Origin of the sequence: Kribbella sp. VKM Ac-2568, from assembly GCF_004345365.1 — a bacterium.
Classification (GTDB): Bacteria; Actinomycetota; Actinomycetes; order Propionibacteriales; family Kribbellaceae; genus Kribbella; species Kribbella orskensis.
This window is the reverse complement of sequence record NZ_SLVF01000002.1, coordinates 280872-300328: the sequence shown is the minus strand read 5'-3', so window position 1 is coordinate 300328 and position 19457 is coordinate 280872. Positions and strand designations below refer to the sequence as shown.

General features: G+C 68.3%; 22 protein-coding genes. 12 read left to right on the top strand and 10 right to left on the bottom strand.

Annotated elements, in window-relative coordinates:
• Positions 1–11 precede the first annotated feature (11 nt).
• Complete coding sequence (locus EV648_RS05285; protein WP_132285541.1) at positions 12–575, bottom strand: GrpB family protein; 564 nt, start codon at positions 573–575, stop codon at positions 12–14.
• Between the two features lie 28 nt (positions 576–603).
• Positions 604–1395 carry a hypothetical protein gene (locus EV648_RS05280; protein ID WP_132285539.1) on the bottom strand — a complete coding sequence of 264 codons (792 nt, stop codon included), beginning with the start codon at positions 1393–1395 and terminating at the stop codon, positions 604–606.
• Between the two features lie 250 nt (positions 1396–1645).
• Here EV648_RS05280 and recA point away from each other — a divergent pair, with 250 nt between their 5' ends.
• The 4 genes from recA to rny all read left to right on the top strand — a co-directional run bounded on the left by recA (position 1646) and on the right by rny (position 7018).
• Positions 1646–2719, top strand: a complete 1074-nt coding sequence (gene recA, locus EV648_RS05275; RefSeq protein ID WP_132285537.1) for a recombinase RecA — start codon at positions 1646–1648, stop codon at positions 2717–2719.
• On the top strand, positions 2706–3314 hold the full coding sequence (locus tag EV648_RS05270; RefSeq protein ID WP_241994912.1) for a regulatory protein RecX: 609 nt from the start codon (positions 2706–2708) through the stop codon (positions 3312–3314). The genes recA and EV648_RS05270 overlap by 14 nt, the downstream gene beginning before the upstream one ends.
• 405 nt (positions 3315–3719) lie before the next feature.
• Complete coding sequence (locus EV648_RS05265) at positions 3720–4517, top strand: Rv0909 family putative TA system antitoxin (protein WP_132285535.1); 798 nt, start codon at positions 3720–3722, stop codon at positions 4515–4517.
• Between the two features lie 797 nt (positions 4518–5314).
• Entirely contained in the window at positions 5315–7018 is a 1704-nt protein-coding gene (gene rny, locus EV648_RS05260) for a ribonuclease Y (RefSeq protein WP_132285533.1), read from the top strand.
• Between the two features lie 2 nt (positions 7019–7020).
• Here the strand turns inward: rny and EV648_RS05255 are convergent, their stop codons facing one another.
• The gene (locus EV648_RS05255) at positions 7021–7401 is read right to left on the bottom strand and encodes a nuclear transport factor 2 family protein (RefSeq protein ID WP_132285531.1); all 381 of its coding nucleotides are present in this window, start codon (positions 7399–7401) and stop codon (positions 7021–7023) included.
• A gap of 123 nt (positions 7402–7524) precedes the next feature.
• On the opposite strand from EV648_RS05255, the gene EV648_RS05250 reads away from it, so the two are divergent.
• Positions 7525–8043: a GNAT family N-acetyltransferase gene (locus EV648_RS05250; RefSeq protein ID WP_132285529.1), complete on the top strand. Its 519-nt coding sequence runs from the start codon at positions 7525–7527 to the stop codon at positions 8041–8043.
• On the opposite strand, the gene EV648_RS05245 is transcribed toward EV648_RS05250, so the two are convergent.
• Both EV648_RS05245 and EV648_RS05240 read right to left on the bottom strand, forming a co-directional pair.
• Positions 8027–8680 (bottom strand): response regulator transcription factor, encoded by a 654-nt coding sequence (locus EV648_RS05245; protein ID WP_132285527.1) that lies wholly within the window; start codon positions 8678–8680, stop codon positions 8027–8029. The two genes, EV648_RS05250 and EV648_RS05245, sit on opposite strands and share 17 nt — an antisense overlap.
• Positions 8677–9798, bottom strand: coding sequence for a sensor histidine kinase (locus EV648_RS05240; RefSeq protein WP_158293903.1), 1122 nt, complete (start codon positions 9796–9798; stop codon positions 8677–8679). Before EV648_RS05240 ends, EV648_RS05245 begins: the two co-directional genes overlap by 4 nt.
• Before the next feature lie 134 nt (positions 9799–9932).
• On the opposite strand from EV648_RS05240, the gene EV648_RS05235 reads away from it, so the two are divergent.
• Positions 9933–10598 carry a hypothetical protein gene (locus EV648_RS05235; RefSeq protein WP_158293902.1) on the top strand — a complete coding sequence of 222 codons (666 nt, stop codon included), beginning with the start codon at positions 9933–9935 and terminating at the stop codon, positions 10596–10598.
• Positions 10599–10605: 7 nt separating this feature from the next.
• Here the strand turns inward: EV648_RS05235 and EV648_RS05230 are convergent, their stop codons facing one another.
• From EV648_RS05230 to EV648_RS05220, 3 genes are all read right to left on the bottom strand, one after another.
• The gene (locus EV648_RS05230; RefSeq protein WP_158293901.1) at positions 10606–11325 is read right to left on the bottom strand and encodes a phosphotransferase enzyme family protein; all 720 of its coding nucleotides are present in this window, start codon (positions 11323–11325) and stop codon (positions 10606–10608) included.
• A gap of 263 nt (positions 11326–11588) precedes the next feature.
• Positions 11589–12752 (bottom strand): acyl-CoA dehydrogenase family protein, encoded by a 1164-nt coding sequence (locus tag EV648_RS05225; RefSeq protein ID WP_132285519.1) that lies wholly within the window; start codon positions 12750–12752, stop codon positions 11589–11591.
• Between the two features lie 65 nt (positions 12753–12817).
• Positions 12818–13393 (bottom strand): DUF1707 domain-containing protein, encoded by a 576-nt coding sequence (locus tag EV648_RS05220; protein ID WP_132285517.1) that lies wholly within the window; start codon positions 13391–13393, stop codon positions 12818–12820.
• 84 nt (positions 13394–13477) lie between these two features.
• Here EV648_RS05220 and dxr point away from each other — a divergent pair, with 84 nt between their 5' ends.
• Genes dxr through EV648_RS05200 form a run of 4 tightly spaced genes read left to right on the top strand, consistent with a single transcriptional unit; the run spans position 13478 to position 17762 of the window.
• Positions 13478–14680 carry a 1-deoxy-D-xylulose-5-phosphate reductoisomerase gene (gene dxr / locus EV648_RS05215; protein WP_132285515.1) on the top strand — a complete coding sequence of 401 codons (1203 nt, stop codon included), beginning with the start codon at positions 13478–13480 and terminating at the stop codon, positions 14678–14680.
• A gap of 20 nt (positions 14681–14700) precedes the next feature.
• Positions 14701–16011: an RIP metalloprotease gene (locus EV648_RS05210; RefSeq protein WP_132285513.1), complete on the top strand. Its 1311-nt coding sequence runs from the start codon at positions 14701–14703 to the stop codon at positions 16009–16011.
• A 21-nt stretch (positions 16012–16032) separates the two neighbouring features.
• Positions 16033–17184: a flavodoxin-dependent (E)-4-hydroxy-3-methylbut-2-enyl-diphosphate synthase gene (gene ispG, locus EV648_RS05205; RefSeq protein ID WP_132285511.1), complete on the top strand. Its 1152-nt coding sequence runs from the start codon at positions 16033–16035 to the stop codon at positions 17182–17184.
• A 23-nt stretch (positions 17185–17207) separates the two neighbouring features.
• Positions 17208–17762, top strand: coding sequence for a nucleosidase (locus EV648_RS05200; protein WP_199234435.1), 555 nt, complete (start codon positions 17208–17210; stop codon positions 17760–17762).
• Here EV648_RS05200 and EV648_RS05195 read toward each other — a convergent pair.
• The gene (locus EV648_RS05195) at positions 17742–18245 is read right to left on the bottom strand and encodes an NUDIX domain-containing protein (RefSeq protein WP_132285509.1); all 504 of its coding nucleotides are present in this window, start codon (positions 18243–18245) and stop codon (positions 17742–17744) included. The genes EV648_RS05200 and EV648_RS05195 overlap by 21 nt on opposite strands.
• A 64-nt stretch (positions 18246–18309) precedes the next feature.
• On the opposite strand from EV648_RS05195, the gene EV648_RS05190 reads away from it, so the two are divergent.
• Both EV648_RS05190 and trxA read left to right on the top strand, forming a co-directional pair.
• Complete coding sequence (locus EV648_RS05190) at positions 18310–18687, top strand: MerR family transcriptional regulator (RefSeq protein ID WP_132285507.1); 378 nt, start codon at positions 18310–18312, stop codon at positions 18685–18687.
• Entirely contained in the window at positions 18684–19019 is a 336-nt protein-coding gene (gene trxA / locus EV648_RS05185; protein ID WP_132285505.1) for a thioredoxin, read from the top strand. Before EV648_RS05190 ends, trxA begins: the two co-directional genes overlap by 4 nt.
• 56 nt (positions 19020–19075) lie before the next feature.
• Here trxA and EV648_RS05180 read toward each other — a convergent pair whose 3' ends face one another.
• Positions 19076–19444: a VOC family protein gene (locus EV648_RS05180; protein ID WP_132285503.1), complete on the bottom strand. Its 369-nt coding sequence runs from the start codon at positions 19442–19444 to the stop codon at positions 19076–19078.
• Between the last annotated feature and the right edge of the window lie 13 nt (positions 19445–19457).

Below are 19457 nucleotides of genomic sequence, written 5' to 3'. Positions count from 1 at the left end.
GGAGGTCAGCTTCAGACGGTCCAACCGGTGCGTTCGGCCCATTCCTCGGCCGGCAGGTAGATCAGGTCGCACACGGGATCCTTCAGGTCGGCGTACTCGCCCACCGACTCCAACGGGAGACTCGCCGCCCGCTTCTTGAACTCCCCGTACGCCGCCGCGGTGTCCGGGTGGGCTCGCAGATAGTCCCGGAACAGCAGGGCGTACCGCTGGTTGGCGCGGCCCGCTACTCGCAGGTGCAGGTTCACCCGGCGGCGGTACATGGGCTCGATCACCAGCCGCTTGACCCACTGGAGCTCGTCCTTCGGCAGGCCCGGCACGGGGTGATCGCGGCGCGGCGGGCGCACCTCCCAGTCGGCGGCGACCAGCAGTTCCACCGCGTCGTCCAGGTCGGTCTCGCTGACGACGGTCGCCTGGATGTCGAGGACGTCCTTGGCCGCCAGTCCCGGTACCGCGGTCGAGCCGATGTGGTCGATGCGCAGCGCGGTGTCCCCGAGGATGTTGTGGATCACCTGCGCCGTCTTGTCGTACTGCGCGGCCCAGGTGGCATCTGGTCTGACGATGGCGATCGCGCTCATGGGTAGATCATCGCAGCGCGCGTGGACCTCAGACAGGCCTTATCCGGAACGAGCCGCTGTTGAGGAGGTCCGCGGCGGCGTACGCGGCGTTCCGGATGCCCTTGCGCTCGTCGAAGAAGCCGCCGACCACTCCGATCGCCGGGAGCTTGCCGAACATCCTGGCGCCGATGCTGCCGCGCGGGCGGTCCTCGAAGACGTCCCCGAGCCCGCCGAACAGCTTGCTGATCCGCCAGACCAGCCGGACGCCCATGCGCAGCCCCACCTCCTCGGACTCCTCACCCAGGCCCAGTTGCTGCGCGACATCCTTGCCCGCGGTGGTCGGGTCGTCGTACTTGAGCACCTCGTCAGGGGTGATCGGCCGGGACGTCAGCACCCGGGCGATCACCGCGGTGCGGTCCGCATGCGCCTCCACGCCGTACTCGCGGCAGACGGCCCCGACCACCATGGCCTGTACTGCGGCGCCGAGGGTGTCCTTGACCGGCAGGGCATCCGCGGCGGCTCCGCTGAGCCGGGGGAGGCCCGCGACCAACGCGGCGAACCCGCCTAGCCGCTCCACCCACCAGCCGCAACGCTCGGCCAGTGGCAGGGTCGGCCACTCGGTATGACCGGGGACCCGCATCCGCAGCAGCCCGTCGATGGCCAGGATCAGGCCCTTCTCGGCCAGGTTCGGCTGCTCCTGGGCGGAGTACTCGGTGAGGATGCTGCGGATGCCGAACGGGTCCGGGGTGCGGAGTGAGTCGAGCACCGAGTCGATGCCGAACTCGACCCTGCTGAGGGTGAGGATGACGGCGGAGTCGGGGACGTCGGGGCGGTCGGTCACGAGCGCCAGAGTAGGCAGTCGACGGTCCAGCCTGGGTGTCCGGGCCAGGTTCCGGCGTGTCAGTTGCGGTTCGAACACGTGTTCGGGTTAGTTTGTCTCGTACGAGTTCGTCGGATCGGCCGAGTTGTCCACAGATTCAGCGCGGCACCCAAAACTGTCCGACGTAACCCATACCGTCTCTGGCGACAAAGAATTCCTCCGGGCAGCTGGGACAGCGGCCCCGATAGTAGATGGGTTAGGTGGCAGTCACATGGCTGGTGCAGCGGCGAGTGCGGAGCGCAAGGCCGGCGATCGCGAGAAGGCTCTGGCGACCGCGCTGACGCAGATCGAGCGGCAATGCGGCAAGGGGTCGGTGATGCGGCTGGGCGAGCAGGGCCGGGCGCCGATCGAGGTCATCCCGACCGGTTCGATCGCGCTCGACATCGCGCTCGGGATCGGTGGGCTGCCGCGTGGCCGGGTGGTGGAGATCTACGGCCCGGAGTCCTCCGGTAAGACGACGGTGGCGCTGCACGCGGTCGCGAACGCGCAGCGGGCCGGCGGTATCGCGGCGTTCATCGACGCGGAGCACGCGCTCGACCCGGACTACGCGCAGAAGCTCGGTGTCGACACCGACGCCCTGCTGGTCTCGCAGCCGGACTCCGGTGAGCAGGCGCTGGAGATCGCCGACATGCTGATCCGCTCCGGCGCGATCGACATCGTCGTGATCGACTCGGTGGCCGCGCTGGTGCCCCGGGCCGAGATCGAGGGCGAGATGGGTGACAGCCACGTCGGTCTGCAGGCCCGGCTGATGAGCCAGGCGCTGCGCAAGATGACCGGTGCGGTCAGCGGTACCAACACCACCGCGATCTTCATCAACCAGCTGCGCGAGAAGATCGGCGTCATGTTCGGCTCCCCGGAGACGACGACCGGTGGTAAGGCGCTGAAGTTCTACGCCTCGGTGCGGCTGGACGTGCGCCGGATCGAGTCGCTCAAGGACGGCACCGACTTCGTCGGCAACCGGACCCGGGTCAAGGTCGTGAAGAACAAGGTCGCTCCGCCGTTCAAGCAGGCCGAGTTCGACATCATCTACGGCCAGGGCATCAGCCGTGAGGGCAGCCTGCTGGACCTCGGCGTGGAGCAGGGCTTCGTCCGCAAGGCCGGCGCCTGGTTCACCTACGAGAGCGACCAGCTCGGTCAGGGCCGGGAGAACGCGCGGAACTTCCTGCGCGACAACCCGGATCTGGCCAACGAGCTGGAGAAGAAGATCAAGGAGAAGATGGGCATCGGCGCGGCGGTGGACCAGCCGGCCGAGGCTGCAGTGGCCGAGGTCGATGTCGACTTCTGAGAGCACCCGTCCGGGCCCGCGCCGGCGTCGCCGGTTCGGGTCCGGGCAACCCTCCACACCGGCCGACTCGGAGCTCGACAAGCCGTCGGATCCCGAGTCGGCCGCGCGGACGATCCTGCTCGACAAGCTGACCGCCCAGCCGCGGACCAGGGCTGAGCTGGCCGACATCCTTGCCGAGCGGGAGATCCCGGACGAGGTTGCCGCGGCGGTCCTGGACCGCTTCACCGAGGTCGGCCTGATCAACGACGCCGCCTTCGCCAACGCCTGGGTGGAGTCCCGTCACCGCGGCCGCGGCCTGGGCAAGCGCGCGCTCGCCCAGGAGCTCCGCCGCCGCGGCGTCGACGACGAGCTCGCCCGCGACGCCCTGGACGAGCTCGACCCGGACCAGGAAGAAGCCACCGCTCGGACCCTGGTCCGCCGCAAACTCCGGTCGATGCGCTCCCTCGACCGCCAGGTAGCCATGCGCCGCCTCCTCGGCATGCTCGCCCGCAAGGGCTACCCCGGCGGCCTGGCCATGACCATCGTCAAACAAGAACTAGCCGCCACCGACGAAGAACTCCCCCTCCTCAACGACTCCGGCCTAGAAGTCGAATAACCGCCTCACTCTGTCTCCCCAGCCGTCCGCCAGGCGCCAGGCAACCCCGCACTCGCCGGCCCGGTGCTGCCCAGCCAGCAACCTGCACTCCTGGTCTGTGGCAACGGCCCACGCTGAGCTCGGCCAGCGTCCGCGACCATCCGGGAGCAGCGGTGGATGGGGCGTGGGCGGCTGGGCGCGGGCAGGCTGACGGGGGTGCGGAGCGGGGGAATTGGAGGGGGTTGGGGTGGTGAATTGGGGGTGCGGGGGAGTACGGGTGGGGAGGGAGTCGGGGGTGTGGGCGGCGAGGGACGTTGACGGGTGGGGGTTGACGGTGTCTGATCCGAGGTAGGGATCGGGGTTTGTGACTGGTCCGTAGGCTGAGATTTTCGTCCGATCCGCCCCTGACACCTCTCGGAGGGTGCAATGAACGATTTCCAGGAACAGGCGAAGAACTGGCTCCGGAACGTCGTCAAGCAAAACCCGGACAAGATCAAAGCGGGCGTGGATAAGGCCGGTGACTTGATCGACAAGCAGACCGGCGGCAAGTACTCGGAGAAGGTCGACACGGTCCAGCAGAAGGTCGGCCAGTACGTCGAGTCGCAGTCGGGCGACGCTTCACAGACTTCCGGTACGACCCAGGACGCCCCTGAGCAACCGTCCGCATCCGAGCAGTCGACCGGGACCACCGCAGAGACCGTGGACCCCGCGACCGGCCCCGACGACGGCGCCCCGGGCGCCGCCACCCAGTCGACGGACTCCACCGCCGACTCCGACACCACTGAGTCCGGTACTTCGGACCCGGCTGACGGTGGGGTGGTCGGTGGTACTCCACCAGATGTGTCGGAGCAGCCGAGCAGTTCGGCGGGCTCAGGCACCGAGGGCGCGGCAACTGGCGGCACAGCCACCGGTACCTCGGACGGTGACCCGTCCGCCGGTACTCCGGGAGGCGGCGGCAACATGTCGACCGGCGAAGGTCTGCCCGAGGTCGCCGACCCATCTGGCGGCGATGTCGAGAGCCCCACCGCACAAGCCGAACGTTCCGGTGGAGACGTCGAACGTTCCGGTGGAGACGTTGAGCGTTCCGGTGGAGACGTGGAGGGGACCGGCGGAGCTGGCGAGCGTTCGGGCGGCGACGTCGAGCGGACTGGCGAGGACGTCGACCGGTCCGGCGGAGATGTCGAAGGCGAAGGTGGCGGCGGCCTCCCTGGCCCCCGCAGTTGATCTGACCACAGCGGTGCCTGGCCAACGTTCTTGGCCAGGCACCGCTTTGTCATGCCCTGCCCGCCGCCACGGCGCGCCCCCGCGCTGATGCACGCGCGCTGACGCGCAACCTCGCCTCCTCGGGGCGCGACGGGCGGGTGGGGGAGTGCCGGGGGCGGTGGGGTGATGGCGCTGCGGGGTAGATGGGGAGTGCCGGGGTGGGTAGAGGTGGGGGAGTGCGGGGGGTGAGTGGGGGTTTACGGGGTGGAGTGAGGTTGGGGGGTGGTGGGTGGGTGTCCGTGTTGACGGGGTGGTGGGGCGCGCCTAGCCTCGGAATCAGTAAGGGATCACTCCACCTGACGGTGGCGGATATAGCACCGGCGGGCCGGTTGATCACCGGCTGATACGGGCCGGACGATGACGCGAGACCAACGCTCGACCGAGCTTAAAGAAACGGACGACGGCGACCTTCATCGCCGTCGGATGGGACGGAACCGCCGCGGCGGACGGGCCAGTCGCAGTCGACAGGTCACGCCGGCGCGAACGGGACCGTGATAGCGAAGGATCCGCTGTGCGGGCGGGACTGTCCTGACGGACGGAACCATCCCAGGACGGAACCATCCGGGACGAACAGTCCAGGGTGGGACTGGACAGGGTGGGACGGGACAGGACCGGCCACCACGGATCAGGCACCTCCGAACCTGGTGGTGCGTTTCGCCGTACCGTCATCCGGCCGTCTGTCCACCGCTCAGTGGCGCATCCCTTCCACGTTGACAAAGTCACGCCCCGCGGGCGCGACTCGAAGAGGGGAGACGCCGATGTCACTCGCGGCCCTGCCGACGGCGGCATCAGTCGGGCTCGTCCTGATCGGGTTGCTGATCGTCGGCCTGCTTGCCTGGATCGGCTTCACGCTGTCCCGCCGCAAGGTCGCCGATGCGACCGCGGCCGCGACCGCCGCCGAGGCGAACGCGAAGCTCGAGGCAGCCACCATCACTTCCGGCGCCAAGTCCGCCGCCGAGCTCGTCCGCCGCCAGGCCGAGGAAGAGGCCGCCGTACTGCGGGTCCGGGCCGAGGCGGCCGAGCAGCGCGCTGAGGAGATCCGGCGTGGCGCCGAGGACCGCGCGTCCGAGGTACGGCGGGAGGCCGAGCTTCGGGCGTCCGACGTACGGCGCGAGGCCGAGTCCGAGGCCCAGTCGATCCGCGACGACCTGCGCGAGCAGCGGCTCGAGATGGAGCGGCGCGAACACCGGCTGACCGAGCGCGAGGAGCGCCTCGACGAGCAGCACCGGAGCATCGAGGAACGCCAGACCGGGCTGACCGCCCAGCTGGCCGAGCTGGATCGCCGCAAGGCCGAGATCCGCGACCTCGAGGAGGAGCGCCGGCGGATCCTCGAGGGCGTCGCGAACCTCACCACCGAGCAGGCGAGGGCCGAGCTGGTCGCCGCCATCGAGGCGGAGGCGAAGCGGCACGCGCACACGATCGTCCGCGACATCGAACGACAGGCGCAGGACGAGGGTGAGATCAAGGCCCGCAAGATCATCACCGGCGCGGTGCAGCGGCTGGCGTCCGAGCAGACCAGCGAGTCCGTCGTCTCCGTGGTGCACCTGCCGAGCGACGACATGAAGGGCCGGATCATCGGTCGCGAGGGGCGCAACATCCGGTCCTTCGAGCAGACCACCGGCGTCAACCTGATCATCGACGACACCCCGGAAGCGGTGCTGCTGTCCTGCTTCGACCCGGTACGGCGGGAGACCGCGCGGCTGACGCTGGACTCGCTGGTGCTCGACGGGCGGATCCACCCGAGCCGGATCGAGGAGATCTACGAACGCAGCAAGGGCGAGGTGGCCGAGCTGTGCGAGCGGGCCGCCGAGGACGCGATGGCGGACGTGGGGATCACGGATCTCCACCCGGAGCTGATCCGGACGATGGGCCTGCTGCGGTACCGGACGTCGTACGGGCAGAACGTGTTGAAGCACCTGATCGAGTCGGCGCACATCGCGGGGATGATGGCGGCCGAGCTCGGGCTGGACGTCAAGCGGTGCAAGCGTGGGGCGTTCCTGCATGACATCGGGAAGGCGCTCACGCACGAGTCCGAGGGCAGCCACGCGATCGTCGGGGCGGATCTGGCCCGCAAGTACGGCGAGGACGACGACGTCGTGCACTGCATCGAGGCGCACCACAACGAGGTCGAGGTGCGCACGGTCGAAGCGGTACTGACGCAGGCGGCTGATGCCGTCAGCGGCGGCCGGCCGGGGGCGCGGCGCGAGTCGCTGGAGGCATACGTGCAGCGGCTCGAGCGGCTCGAGGAGATCGCGATGCACCACGACGGAGTGGAGAAGGTGTTCGCGATGCAGGCCGGGCGGGAGATCCGGGTGATGGTGATGCCGGATGCGGTGGATGACATCGCTGCTCAGGTGATGGCTCGGGATATCGCCAAGCAGGTCGAGGAGGAGCTGACCTACCCGGGGCAGATCCGCGTCACTGTCGTGCGGGAGTCTCGCGCCACCGAGGTTGCCAAGTAGTTCTAGGTGGGGTCGGTGTATTTGGCTCGCCAGGGTGGCGGGTCAAAAGGGGTGGCGTAGAGGCGGGTTTCTTTGGCGATGCGGCCGTCGGTGAACTCGACGATGTTGGCGACGTAGTAGATGTCGCCGCTGTAGTCGGAGCGGCCCATCACCACGAAGTGGTCGCCGGAGCCGATGATGCGCTGGATCTGGATCGAGGGCGGGCTGGGGTACTCCTGCTGCATCGCCCGCATCGTGTCCCGGCCGACGATGCGTTCGCCGGACTGCGGCATCTCCAGGACGTAGTCCTCCGCGCGCATCTCGTGTTCGGCCTCGGCGGACAGCGCCAACTGCCCGTCCATCGGCCAGAGCCGTTCCAGCAACTCCCTGTTCCGATCCGTCATCACGCCCGCCCCTTCGTGGTCTGTACCGCCACTGTCGCCCGGACTCTTCAGCCAGCCTTAAACCAGCTCACCCGCGCCGTAAATGGTCCGGCCCGAGGCGGCTTCAGCGGTTACGTTCGGTGGATGGACGACATCAGACCGGCCACCAGTGCAGACGTGGACCAGCTGATCGAGGCAGAGCAGCATCCGGCCGCTCGCGAACACCTCCGGGAACGCTGGGCACAGCAAGTCCGCGGTGAAGCCCTCTTCCTCCTCGCACGCCGAGACGGCGCCGTCGTCGGACACACCATGCTGCTGCGCGAGTCGAAGTACCCGGCGGTCCAGGCGAAGTACGAGCCGGCCGAGATCAACGCTCTGCACGCCTACGTGCAAGGCCAAGGCATCGGTACTGCGATCGTCGCCGCAGCTGAGGGCATCGCCGCGGAGTGGGGCCGCGCGTACGTCGGCCTGGCCGTCGGGCTGGACAATCCCGGCGCACGCAGGTTGTACGAACGCCTGGGCTATGAGCAGTGGACCAACGGCCAGGTGCTGGACGAGTGGACCGAGAAGGACGCGGACGGCAACATCGTCCGCAGCCACCGAGACCCCTGCGACTACCTGCTCAAACCGCTGACATCGATCAGCATCAGCGGCCAGGTGTGACCAAGCCCGTCTCATAGGCGAGGACGACCGCCTGGACGCGATTGCGGAGATCGAGCTTGGCCAGGATGTGGTTGACATGCGTCTTGACGGTGGCCTCGCTGACTACCAGGACCGAGGCGATCTCGTCGTTCGACCGGCCACGCGCGATCTCCGCGAGCACAGCGACTTCCCGCGCCGTCAGGGATGCCAATCCTGGAGGCAAGCCCGTCACCGGGGGTGGTCTGCCGATGTGCTCCTCGATCAGCCGGGTGGTGATGCTGGGCGCCAACAACGCCTCGCCCGCGGCCACGGTCCGGATGCCGGCGGCGAGTACATCAGGTGGCGTCGCCTTCAGCAGGAATCCGGCTGCGCCGGCCCGGAGCGCGTAGTACACGTACTCGTCGAGGTCGTACGTGGTCAGAATCAAGATCTTGGTCCGGCAGCCGAGCCGCACGAGCTCGCGGGTCGCGCCGATTCCGTCGAGAACGGGCATCCGGATGTCCATCAGCACCACGTCCGCATCCGTGCGCCGGACAGCTTCGATCGCCTTCCTCCCATCCGCGGCTTCGGCGACCACGCTGAAACCACGGACCTGCAGCACCAGCGCCAGGCCGGACCGCACCAGGTCCTGGTCGTCCGCGATCACGACGCTGTTCATCGGACGAGCGGCAGGTCGGCGGTCAGCACGAAGCAGCCGTCGTCGCTGCGACCGTGGGTGAGGCGACCACCGAGAACGGCGACTCGCTCGCCCATTCCGAGGAGTCCCAGTCCGCCGCCACTGTCCGCGGGACCCGAGGTCGGGTTCTCGACGCGGATCCGCAGCTCCGTCGCCGTGCGGGTGATCCGCATCGACGCGATCCGGTCGGCGGCGTAGCGGAGTGCGTTGGTCAGCGCTTCCTGGACGATCCGATAGCCCGACACGTCGACGTCGGCCGGAAGTGCAGCGAGCTGACCTTCGACGGTGAGGTCCACCCGCAGCCCGCTCCGGCGGAACCGCTCGACGAGTTCCTGCAGGCGGTCGAGTCCCAGCGGTGCAGCAGGTTCGTCATCGTCGTCGGTGTCCCGAATCAGCCGCAGCAACCTCCCGGTCTCCCCGAGCGCCTCGCGCCCCACGGCAGTGACTTCGTCGATCGCGGCCTCGGCACCCGATACGTCGTTCCGCAGCAGGTCGCGAGCAGCCGCGGCCTGCACCACCATCGCGCTCACCGAGTGGGCCATGACGTCGTGCAGGTCGCGCGCGATCCGGGCCCGCTCGGCCGCTGCCGCGTCCCGCCGTACCAGCTCCTGATGCCTGACGAGGAGCTCGGCCTGTTCGGCCAGCCGCATGTTCCGGGCGTCGAGTGAACGCATCAGCCGGCCGAACGCGTAAGGCGGCAGGACGATAGCCGACACGAACACCAGATCGGAGACGTCCAGCGGTTGATCGAGACGCAGATATCCCCAGGCCAGCGCGGCGACGAACAACACGAGCGGCGTCAGCGCGAGCACGCCACCGACCCGCCGGGCGATCGTGATGGTCGCCAGCGCGAGGATGAGGATCGGCGCGGCGGCCTCATCGACCTCACCCACCGGGATGAGTAGAACGAGACCCGCAAGGGTGCAAGCGGCCAGCGGGAACCGCCCGCGCAGTACCAGCAATGCGCAGGCGGTCCAGTCGATGACCAGCGCCGCGGCCGCGCCCGGCAGATCGAGCGCCAGGAGCTCGACGGTCGCAACGATGCCCAGTGCCGCCGGTACTACGGCCTGCCGCAGCGCCGGCGGGTATCCCCACCTCACGCCTCGATGGTAGATCCGCGCGCGGCGCGGCGGGTCAACCCAAAGATGGAGAAGGCACCGACCCGGGAGCCGACGCCGCGGACGTAGTACTCGATTTACGGTCGCCGCAAATGAGGCGTCCCGAGGAGGCAGAGATGAATCCTGAACAGCGGCAAACCAGTTGGTGGGTCTGGGTGCCCACCGGAGTCGGTGTCGTTCTCGCGCCGTTGCACGCACTGGCACGGTTCGCGACACCGGACGGAAAGGAGGACCTGGAGAGTGGAGTCGTCCAGTGGTGGGCCGAGCCCGCTGCTCGAGCATTGCGGCCGCTGCTCGACTGGTCGGACGCTGACACGGTCTATCGGGCCTACGGCAAGGTGTGGCCAGTCCTGATCGCGGCGACCGCTCTCAGCGCGCTTCAGGTCTGGCGCAGTCGCCATCCACGGCGCTTGGAACGGTGGGGTTGGCGGCTGACACTGCCCGGCCTGGCCCTGATGGTCCTTGGACTCTTCGGGTTCTTCTGGCTCGGATTGGACGTCGCCTATATCGCGGCAGGCATGCCCGGCTTCCTGCTGGCGGTGGTCGGCTCGGTGCTGCTCGGCGTTGCCTTCCTTCGTGACGGGTACAGGCCATGGCTAGCTCCTGCTCTGCTGCTCGGCTGGTTGCCACTTGACATCGCGTTGAGCAGCGTCCTGTCCGCCGGGGCCGGCACAGTGCCAATGATGGCTGCCTGGGCACTGGCCAACTCCAGAGCACGCCGGGGCGAGGCTCGGCGGCCGATCCCGCCGGATGCACTACCGTCCAGCCGCCAGAGTGCGTAGGCATTGGTCAGCGATCCTGGAGGGCATCGCGCGCGATCGAGAGGGTGGCATCCAGTCGCTCCCACTGGGCGGATCCCCAGGTGCGCATGCCCTCGCGGGCTTCCTCAGCGTCGGCCGTGTCAGGGGAACCGTGCAGCAGGCGGACCACTCGCGCCGTGTAGTCCGAGACGTACCGGCGGAGCAGGAAGAACGCGAACAGGTCCACCTCGAGTCGCGTATCCACTGGATAGACGGCGAGCACTCGGCGCAGTACGTGTCCGTCGACAGGCTGCTCGCCGTGGAGCAGCAAAGCGAGGTCGCACTCCGCCGGCGCGAGCATCGCGCTGTCCCAATCGAGTGCGCTGAGGCGTCCGTGCTCGTCGACCAGCAGGTTGTCCCCGGCCAAGTCCGCGTGGCACACCACGAACCGTTGCGGCAATCGGCGTACTGCGGACTGCAACCGCTCCAGCCGTTCCAGCTGATCCATCAGGGCCGCCTGCTCGGAACGAACGATTCGCTCGCCCAGGTGCAGCCGGAGCTCGTCCACGACAACCAGGGAGAAATGTTCGCGGGGGAGCACGACCGAAGGCGTGACCGCGTGGAGCGCCGCCAGAACCCTGCCGAGCTCGTCGAGGACGGCATCGGGCCACTTCGGCCAATTCGCAGGCGTGGTACCCGGCAGGAAAGGGAACAGTGCGACGACTCCGGCCGGCACCGAGCCGGAGAGTTCCCCGGCTCGGGTGGGCACGGGATAGGGGGGCGTGCTCGGAAGCCCGCTTCGTGAAGCTCCCGCACGAACGGCAGCCGAGCCACCGCGCCGGCCGCATCCCGACCACCAGGCCACAACTTGAGGAAGTACTGCTCGTCTCCAGCGTTCACCGAGTAGCCGGCCGAGACCCAGCCCAGGGGAATGAACTGCAACTCCTCGAAGTGCAGCCCATACAACTCACGAACGGCTCGGAGCAGCGCGCCGCGATCGACTCGCGGCTCAGTCAGCACGACGAAGCGGGATCAGCGGAAGGCGGCCTGGCCGGTGAGGGCTTGGCCTATCACCAACTGGTGGACCTCGGACGTGCCTTCGTAGGTGAGGACGGACTCGAGGTTGTTCGCGTGGCGCATCACCGGGTACTCGCCGCTGATGCCGTTCGCGGCCAGGATCGTGCGGCACTCGCGGGCGATCGCGATCGCCTCGCGGACGTTGTTCAGCTTGCCGACGCTGACCTGCTCGGGGCGTAGCGTTCCCTTCTCCTTCAGCCGGCCGAGGTGGACCGCGAGCAGGATGCCCTTGTTCAGCTCGACCGCCATGTCCGCGAACTTCGCCTGGGTCAACTGGTACGCCGAGAGTGGCTTGTCGAAGACCTGCCGCTCGGCCGCATAGTCCAGCGCGGTCTCCAGGCAGTCGCGGGCCGCGCCCATCGCGCCGAAGATGATGCCGAAGCGCGCCTCGTTCAGGCAGCCCAGCGGCCCGGACAGACCACGGGCCTCCGGCAACATCGCCGACGCCGGCAGCCGGACGTCGGCCAGGATCAGCTCCGAGGTCACCGACGCCCGCAGCGACATCTTCCTGGTGATCTCCGGCGCGGAGAACCCAGGCGTGTCAGTCGGTACGGCGAACCCGCGCACACCGTCATCCGTCTTGGCCCAGACGACGGCCACGTCGGCCACGGAGCCGTTGGTGATCCACATTTTCGAGCCGTTCAGCACCCAGTCGTCGCCGTCTCGCCGGGCGTTCGTCCGCATGCCGCCGGGGTTGGACCCGAAGTCCGGCTCGGTCAGCCCGAAGCACCCGATCGCCTCACCCGCGGCCATCCGGGGGAGCCACTCGGTCTTCTGCTCCTCACTGCCGTACTTCCAGATCGCGTACATCGCGAGCGATCCCTGAACGCTGACGAGCGACCGCATCCCGGAATCGGCCGCCTCGATCTCCAGACAGGCCAGGCCGTAGGCGACAGGCCCGAGCCCGGCGCAGCCGTACCCGGTCAGGTGCATCCCGAGCAGCCCGAGGGCGCCAAGCTCCTTCGCCAAGTCTCGTGCGGGGATGGTCGCCGACTCGAACCACTCCGGCAGGTGCGGCCGCAGCCGCTCGTCCGCGAACCGGCGGGCCGTCGCCCTGATGGCGACTTCCTCTTCGGTGAGCAGCGAGTCCACATCCACGAGATCCAGCGAAACGGTCATGAGCTCACGCTATCCGCATCGGATGGGCTTGGGACTGAGGAAGACCTCACACCTGGGGTGCGGTTCTACTTGCGGTACCAGGGCCACCACCAGTGGCGTTTGCGCGGGTGGCGGACGACGACGCTGCTCCAGCGGGCCTCGCCGGTGACGCGGAGGCGGACGCCCCCGGCCTTCGGAGTACCGGCTGTGTTCTTGGAGCTGCTGCCGACCATGTCGATCTGGTCGATGTCGACGCTCCAGCCCTCCGGAACGATCATCAGGACGGAGCTGTGCTTCGGGCGCACCTCGACTTCGATCTCGGGCCAGCGCACGACGGCGTCGGTGAAGTCGAGCTTCACCGACGAGTGCTCGGGGAGGGCGATGATCCGCTCCGGCACGGTCCACGCTCCCTCGCGCTTCTGGGAGCTGTGCTTGGCGCGGATGGTGAGCTCGGCGGCGTCCCCGTGCGCGACCGGGACCAGGTCGGCGGTCGCGGTACGTAGCTCGAGCTGGGTCTTGGCCGAATAGATCTGGGTCAGCCGCTGGTCCATCTCCTCGAAGTCCAGCCGGCCGTCGCTGTGGGCCTCCTGGATCATCGAGGCGGCGTGCTCGCGGTCGCGGTCGGATGCCCGATGGCCGGGCGGGGGCTGTTCCAGACTCATAGAGGCAAAGGTAGCGCCGCACCCTGGTCATCCGCTTGCGCCTGCCGTCTCCGAGAACTGTCCGGAACCTGGAACAATGGCCGCGTGAATCCGCGAACCGTCGTCATCCTCGGCTCGACCGGCTCGGTCGGGACCCAGGCCCTGGAGCTGATCGGGCGCAACCGCGACCGGTTCCGCGTACTTGCCATCTCCGCAGGCGGCGACAACGTCGGCCTCCTGGCCCAGCAGGCGCTGGAGTTCGAGGTCGAGGTCGTCGGCGTCGCCAGGGCCACGGTCGCGCAGGATCTCCAGCTCGCCTTCTACGCGGAGGCGCAGCGCCGCGGTTACGCCCAGGGAGAGTTCCGGATCCCCAAGATCCTCACCGGCCCTGATGCCTCCACCGAGCTGGCCGGGCTGGCCTGTGACGTCGTTCTCAACGGCATCACCGGATCTGTCGGGCTGCAACCGACTCTGGCCGCGCTGGACGCCGGTACGACGCTTGCGCTGGCGAACAAGGAATCCCTCGTCATCGGCGGGCCGCTGGTCGTCAAGCGGGTCAAGCCCGGCCAGATCGTGCCGGTCGACTCCGAGCACTCCGCGATCGCCCAGTGCCTGCGCAGCGGCACAGCCGATGAGGTGCGCCGTCTGCTGGTGACCGCGAGCGGCGGCCCCTTCCGCGGCCGGAGCCGGGCCGAGATGGCCGACGTGACGCCCGAGCAGGCGATGAACCACCCGACCTGGGACATGGGCCCGGTGATCACGATCAACTCCGCCAACCTGGTGAACAAAGGGCTGGAGGTGATCGAGGCCCACCTGCTCTACGGACTCCCGATGGACCGGATCGACGTCGTCGTGCACCCGCAGTCGATCGTGCACTCGATGGTCGAGTTCGTGGACGGTTCGACCGTGGTCCAGGCGTCCCCGCCGGACATGCGGCTGCCGATCGCCCTCGCCCTGGGCTGGCCCGACCGGATTCCGGACGCCGCGCCGGCGTGTGACTGGACCACGGCCGCCAGCTGGGAGTTCGAGCCGCTCGACAACGAGGCGTTCCCCGCGGTCCAGCTGGCCCGAGAGACCGGGGAACGCGGCGGCACTGCGCCCGCGGTACTGAATGCCGCCAACGAGGTCTGTGTGGAGGCGTTCCGGCAGGGGCGGCTGCCGTTCCTGGGGATCGTCGACACTGTGGCCCGGGTTGTGACCGAACACGACGTACCCTCGTACGAGGAGCTGTCCATCGACGATGTACTCGCCGCGGACGCCTGGGCGCGGGCCCGGGCCCGCGAACTGACTGTCACCGCAAACGACTGAGGCCAGGAGACCACCAAGGCATGAGCGCACTCCTCACACTCATCGGCGTCGTGCTGTTCGTCATCGGCATCCTGGCGTCGGTGGCGCTGCATGAGATGGGTCACATGCTGCCCGCGAAGGCGTTCGGCATGAAAGTGACCCAGTTCTTCGTCGGCTTCGGCCGGACGGTGTGGTCCACCAAGCGCGGCGAGACGGAGTACGGGTTCAAGCTGATTCCCGCCGGTGGTTTCGTCCGGATCATCGGGATGATGCCCCCGGCCAAGGGCCAGGATCCGACCAAGGTGCGCAAGGCCAACACCGGCCCGATCCAGTCGCTGGTGGAGAACGCCCGCAGCGCGGAGTACGAGACGATCGATCCGGCGGACGACGGCCGGCTGTTCTACCAGAAGGTGTGGTGGAAGAAGCTGATCGTGATGGCGTCCGGTCCGCTCGTGAACGTCGCGATCGCGTTCGGGCTGTTCGCCGGCCTGTTCATGCTGTACGGCACCGACGTCCCGCAGACCACGGTTGCCACAGTGACGGACTGCGTGATTCCGGCCGATCAGGCGTCCGCGGATCGCAAGTGTCAGCCGGCGGACAAGGAGTCGCCCGCCAAGGCGGCCGGGTTCCAGGTCGGCGACAAGATCGAGTCCTTCAACGGGACCACGATCAGCAGCTGGGACGACCTGACCCCGCTGATCCGGGCGAACACCGACAAGCCCGCCGTCATCGTCGTCGAGCGCAACGGCCAGCAGACCACGCTGCAGACCAACACCATCCTGAACCAGGTAGTTGAGAAGGCAGGCTCCGACAAGATCGTCTCGGTCGGCTTCCTCGGCGTCTCCCCGGAGCAGAAGGTCGAGCGGCAGGACTTCGGCTTCGTCGTCGACAAAATGGGCGAGCTGACCGTGGCCACGGTCAAGGCGCTCGGCAACTTCCCGGAGAAGCTGGTCGGCGTCGCCAAGTCGATCGTCGGCGGCGACCGCGACCAGGACAGCCCGATGAGCGTCGTCGGCGCCAGCCGGGTCGCCGGTGAGGTCGCGTCCAACAACTCGCTGACCGGGGGTGAGCGGATCGCCTTCCTGATCTCGCTGCTCGCCTCGCTGAACCTCTTCCTGGCGCTGTTCAACTTCATCCCGTTGCTGCCGCTGGACGGCGGCCACATGATCGGCGCCATCTGGGAAGGCATCCGGCGTGGGTTCGCCAAGCTGTTCGGCCGGCCCGACCCGGGGTACGTCGACGTCGCCAAGCTGCTGCCGATCGCCTACGTGGCGGCCAGCTTCATCGTGGTGATGGGCGTGCTGCTCGTCATCGCCGACATCGTCAACCCGATCAAGCTCTTCAACGGATAACTCACAACGGTTAAAGGACACATGAGCATCTCCCTGGGCATGCCCGCGCTGCCTCCCCCGACCCTCGCGCCACGCCGCAAGACCCGCCAGATCAAGGTGGGCAAGGTGCTGGTCGGCGGTGACGCGCCGGTGTCCGTGCAGTCGATGACGACCACGCTGACCTCGGACGTGAACACGACGCTGCAGCAGATCGCGGAGCTCACCGCAGCCGGCTGCGACATCGTCCGGGTCGCCTGCCCGTCGCAGGACGACGCGGACGCGCTGCCGGAGATCGCCAGGCACTCGCAGATCCCGGTGATCGCGGACATCCACTTCCAGCCGAAGTACGTGTTCGCCGCGATCGAAGCCGGCTGCGCCGCGGTACGGGTGAACCCGGGCAACATCCGCAAGTTCGACGATCAGATCAAGGAGATCGCGGCCGCCGCGAAGGACCACGGCACCTCGATCCGGATCGGCGTCAACGCCGGCTCGCTGGACCCGCGACTGCTGCAGAAGTACGGCAAGGCGACGCCCGAAGCACTCGTCGAGTCGGCCGTCTGGGAGGCGTCGCTGTTCGAGGAGCACGACTTCCACGACTTCAAGATCTCGGTCAAGCACAACGACCCGGTCGTGATGGTGAAGGCGTACGAACTGCTCTCCGAGCGAGGCGACTGGCCGCTGCACCTCGGTGTCACCGAGGCGGGACCGGCGTTCCAGGGCACGATCAAGTCGTCCGTCGCGTTCGGCGCGCTGCTGTCCAAGGGCATCGGCGACACGATCCGCGTCTCGCTGTCCGCGCCGCCGGTCGAGGAGGTCAAGGTCGGCCTGCAGATCCTGCAGTCGCTGAACCTGCGCGAGCGCAAGCTCGAGATCGTCTCCTGCCCGTCGTGCGGCCGCGCACAGGTCGACGTCTACACGCTGGCCGAGCAGGTCACCGCCGGGCTCGAGGGCATGGAGGTCCCGCTCCGCGTCGCCGTGATGGGCTGTGTCGTGAACGGTCCGGGCGAGGCGCGTGAGGCCGACCTGGGTGTTGCCTCGGGCAACGGCAAGGGCCAGATCTTCGTCAAGGGCGAGGTGATCAAGACGGTCCCCGAGTCCAAGATCGTCGAGACCCTGATCGAAGAGGCCATGCGCATCGCCGAGGAGATGGGCGAGTCCGTCGACGGCGGCGAACCCACCGTCACAGTCAGCTGACTCAGGCCCGGTACCCTCGCCGCGTGACGGAGTACATGGTTGTCAGTGCGATTCGGGCGGAAGCTCGATACGTGCCGGAGGGGATTCCTGTCGTCGTGACGGGGATCGGTAAGACGGCTGCCGCGGTGGCCGTCTCCCGGGCTCTGGCCGAGCGCGATACGACTGACCTGGTGGTGCTGAACGTCGGTACTACGGGCGCGCTGCGCGACGGGATGGCCGGGCTCTACCTCCCGAGCGAGGTGATCAACCACGACATCAACGCGGAAGCGGTCCGGGCGATCGGGCTGGACCCGCAGGAGTCGCTGAAGGTCGACGGGGGCGACGGGACCGTGCTCGCGTCGGGGGACGTGTTCGTAACCGACCCGGTGATCAAGGCGCGGCTGGCGGAGCGGGCGCATCTGGTCGACATGGAGGCGTACGGCGTCGCGTTCGCCTGCCGGGAGTTCGGCGTACCGGTTCGGCTGGTGAAGCATGTGTCGGACTCGGCCGACGAGGCCGCGATGGATTGGCCCGCGTTGGTCGACGCGAGCGCCAAGGTGCTGGGGGAGTGGGTTCGTTCAGAGGTCGGCCAGGTGTGACAGCACCTGGATTTCGCGGTCCAGCCAGCGCATGACGCCGATGCCGCCCGCCCGGACCGCTCGGTTCGCCTCCAACGCCTCCGACACTGTGACCCAGCGCGGTTCCAACTCGAGTTCGGCTTCGTAGCCCTCCAGTTCAGGCTCGCTGGGCTCGCTGTCGGATGTGCAGTAGAAGTAGTGCGAGGTCTGCTTGAACACCTCGTACTCCGGTTCGATCGCGCGCAGGTACTCCGTGGTGATCCCGATGGCCAGGCCGATCTCGACGCCGGGCAGACCGCACTCCTCGAGGAACTCGCGCTGCAACGCCGCGGCGATCGACTCCCGCCCCTCGACACCTCCGCCCGGGAACTTGTAGTCGCCGTGCCGCGACGCCAGCAGGAGCAGGCGGTCGTCGCGGAACAGCACGCCGCGGACCGAGGTCCGTTGCAGCGTGGGCGCGGTCAGGTCGAGGTCCGGGTCATGGACGAAGCTTCCGAGCAGCATCCGGCTATTCTGGCTTGACCTTGACCCTGAGGGCAGGGTTTAGCGTCGGTGTCGAGGAGGCGGAATGCATATCAGCGACCTGGCGGCCGAGGCCGGTGTGACAGTCAAGGCAGTGCGGTACTACGAATCGCAGGGCCTGCTGAAGCCCCACCGGGAAGCGAACGGCTACCGGACCTACAGCGGCGAGGACCTGCTGGTGGTCCGCGAGATCAAGGCGTTGCTGTCGCTCGGACTCACCGCGGAGCAGACCTACCCGTTCATCGAGTGCCTGCGGGCCGGCAACGACCGGGCGGACGTCTGCCCGGCCTCGCTGACGGCCTACCGGACCCGGATCGCCGAGGTGGACCGGCGGATTGACGAACTGACCGATCTGCGGGCCCGGCTGACCGATCTCCTCACCGATGCCGAAAGCTGGAGAACGAGAGTGAGAGAGACACGATGAGCGATCTGCAATCTGTCGACGAGACCAACTTCGACCAGGTGGTGCTGGGCGCGGACAAGCCGGTGCTGGTGGACTTCTGGGCCCAGTGGTGCCCGCCGTGCCACCAGATCGTCCCGGTGCTCGCCCAGATCGCGGAGGAGCGCAAGGACCGGCTCTCCGTGGTGAAGCTGAACTCCGACGAGAACCCGTCCATCTCGGCGCGGTACCGCGTGATGGCACTGCCGACCCTGATGCTGTTCCACCACGGCGAGCTGATCTGGTCCGTTGTCGGCGCCCGCCCGAAGGCCAAGCTCCTCAAGGAGTTGGACGACGCCCTACTCACCGCCGTCTGACCCGAGACCTGCGAGGAAGCTGGGCCGGCAGCCGAGACCGCGCTGCCGGCCCAGCTTCAGCTGTTCTCGCTGAACAGTTCGACCAGTACTCCGTGGGGCCCGGCGACGTAGGCGGAGGTGGTTCCCCAGTCGGTGGTGGTGGGCTCCAGGGCGATCTTGCCGCCGCGGGCGCGGATCGCCTCGATGTCCGCTTGGACGTCGTCGCTGCTGAACTGCAGCAGGGTGCCGCCGAGTGGCGTGACGTCGTCGATCATCGCGCCGCGGTGCAGCGCGATCGTGATGGCGCCGGCCTTCACCTCCGCATAGCCGTCCGCGGCGTCGCCCGACACCTCCAGGCCGAGCACGCGAGAGAAGAAGTCGGCCAGGTCCTGGTTCTTCTCCGCCGTGTCGGAGATCAGGCCGAGGTGGTCGAAGCGCAGTGTCATCGGATCGCTCCTT

What these genes read in the sequence shown, in the direction of transcription:
- EV648_RS05285 (WP_132285541.1), bottom strand. Translation starts at nt 575, where the DNA reads ATGAGCGCGATCGCCATCGTCAGACCAGATGCCACCTGGGCCGCGCAG.
- recA (WP_132285537.1), top strand. Translation starts at nt 1,646, where the DNA reads ATGGCTGGTGCAGCGGCGAGTGCGGAGCGCAAGGCCGGCGATCGCGAG.
- EV648_RS05270 (WP_241994912.1), top strand. Translation starts at nt 2,706, where the DNA reads ATGTCGACTTCTGAGAGCACCCGTCCGGGCCCGCGCCGGCGTCGCCGG.
- EV648_RS05265 (WP_132285535.1), top strand. Translation starts at nt 3,720, where the DNA reads ATGAACGATTTCCAGGAACAGGCGAAGAACTGGCTCCGGAACGTCGTC.
- rny (WP_132285533.1), top strand. Translation starts at nt 5,315, where the DNA reads ATGTCACTCGCGGCCCTGCCGACGGCGGCATCAGTCGGGCTCGTCCTG.
- EV648_RS05255 (WP_132285531.1), bottom strand. Translation starts at nt 7,401, where the DNA reads ATGACGGATCGGAACAGGGAGTTGCTGGAACGGCTCTGGCCGATGGAC.
- EV648_RS05250 (WP_132285529.1), top strand. Translation starts at nt 7,525, where the DNA reads ATGGACGACATCAGACCGGCCACCAGTGCAGACGTGGACCAGCTGATC.
- EV648_RS05245 (WP_132285527.1), bottom strand. Translation starts at nt 8,680, where the DNA reads ATGAACAGCGTCGTGATCGCGGACGACCAGGACCTGGTGCGGTCCGGC.
- EV648_RS05235 (WP_158293902.1), top strand. Translation starts at nt 9,933, where the DNA reads ATGAATCCTGAACAGCGGCAAACCAGTTGGTGGGTCTGGGTGCCCACC.
- EV648_RS05225 (WP_132285519.1), bottom strand. Translation starts at nt 12,752, where the DNA reads ATGACCGTTTCGCTGGATCTCGTGGATGTGGACTCGCTGCTCACCGAA.
- EV648_RS05220 (WP_132285517.1), bottom strand. Translation starts at nt 13,393, where the DNA reads ATGAGTCTGGAACAGCCCCCGCCCGGCCATCGGGCATCCGACCGCGAC.
- EV648_RS05210 (WP_132285513.1), top strand. Translation starts at nt 14,701, where the DNA reads ATGAGCGCACTCCTCACACTCATCGGCGTCGTGCTGTTCGTCATCGGC.
- ispG (WP_132285511.1), top strand. Translation starts at nt 16,033, where the DNA reads ATGAGCATCTCCCTGGGCATGCCCGCGCTGCCTCCCCCGACCCTCGCG.
- EV648_RS05195 (WP_132285509.1), bottom strand. Translation starts at nt 18,245, where the DNA reads ATGCTGCTCGGAAGCTTCGTCCATGACCCGGACCTCGACCTGACCGCG.
- EV648_RS05190 (WP_132285507.1), top strand. Translation starts at nt 18,310, where the DNA reads ATGCATATCAGCGACCTGGCGGCCGAGGCCGGTGTGACAGTCAAGGCA.
- trxA (WP_132285505.1), top strand. Translation starts at nt 18,684, where the DNA reads ATGAGCGATCTGCAATCTGTCGACGAGACCAACTTCGACCAGGTGGTG.
- EV648_RS05180 (WP_132285503.1), bottom strand. Translation starts at nt 19,444, where the DNA reads ATGACACTGCGCTTCGACCACCTCGGCCTGATCTCCGACACGGCGGAG.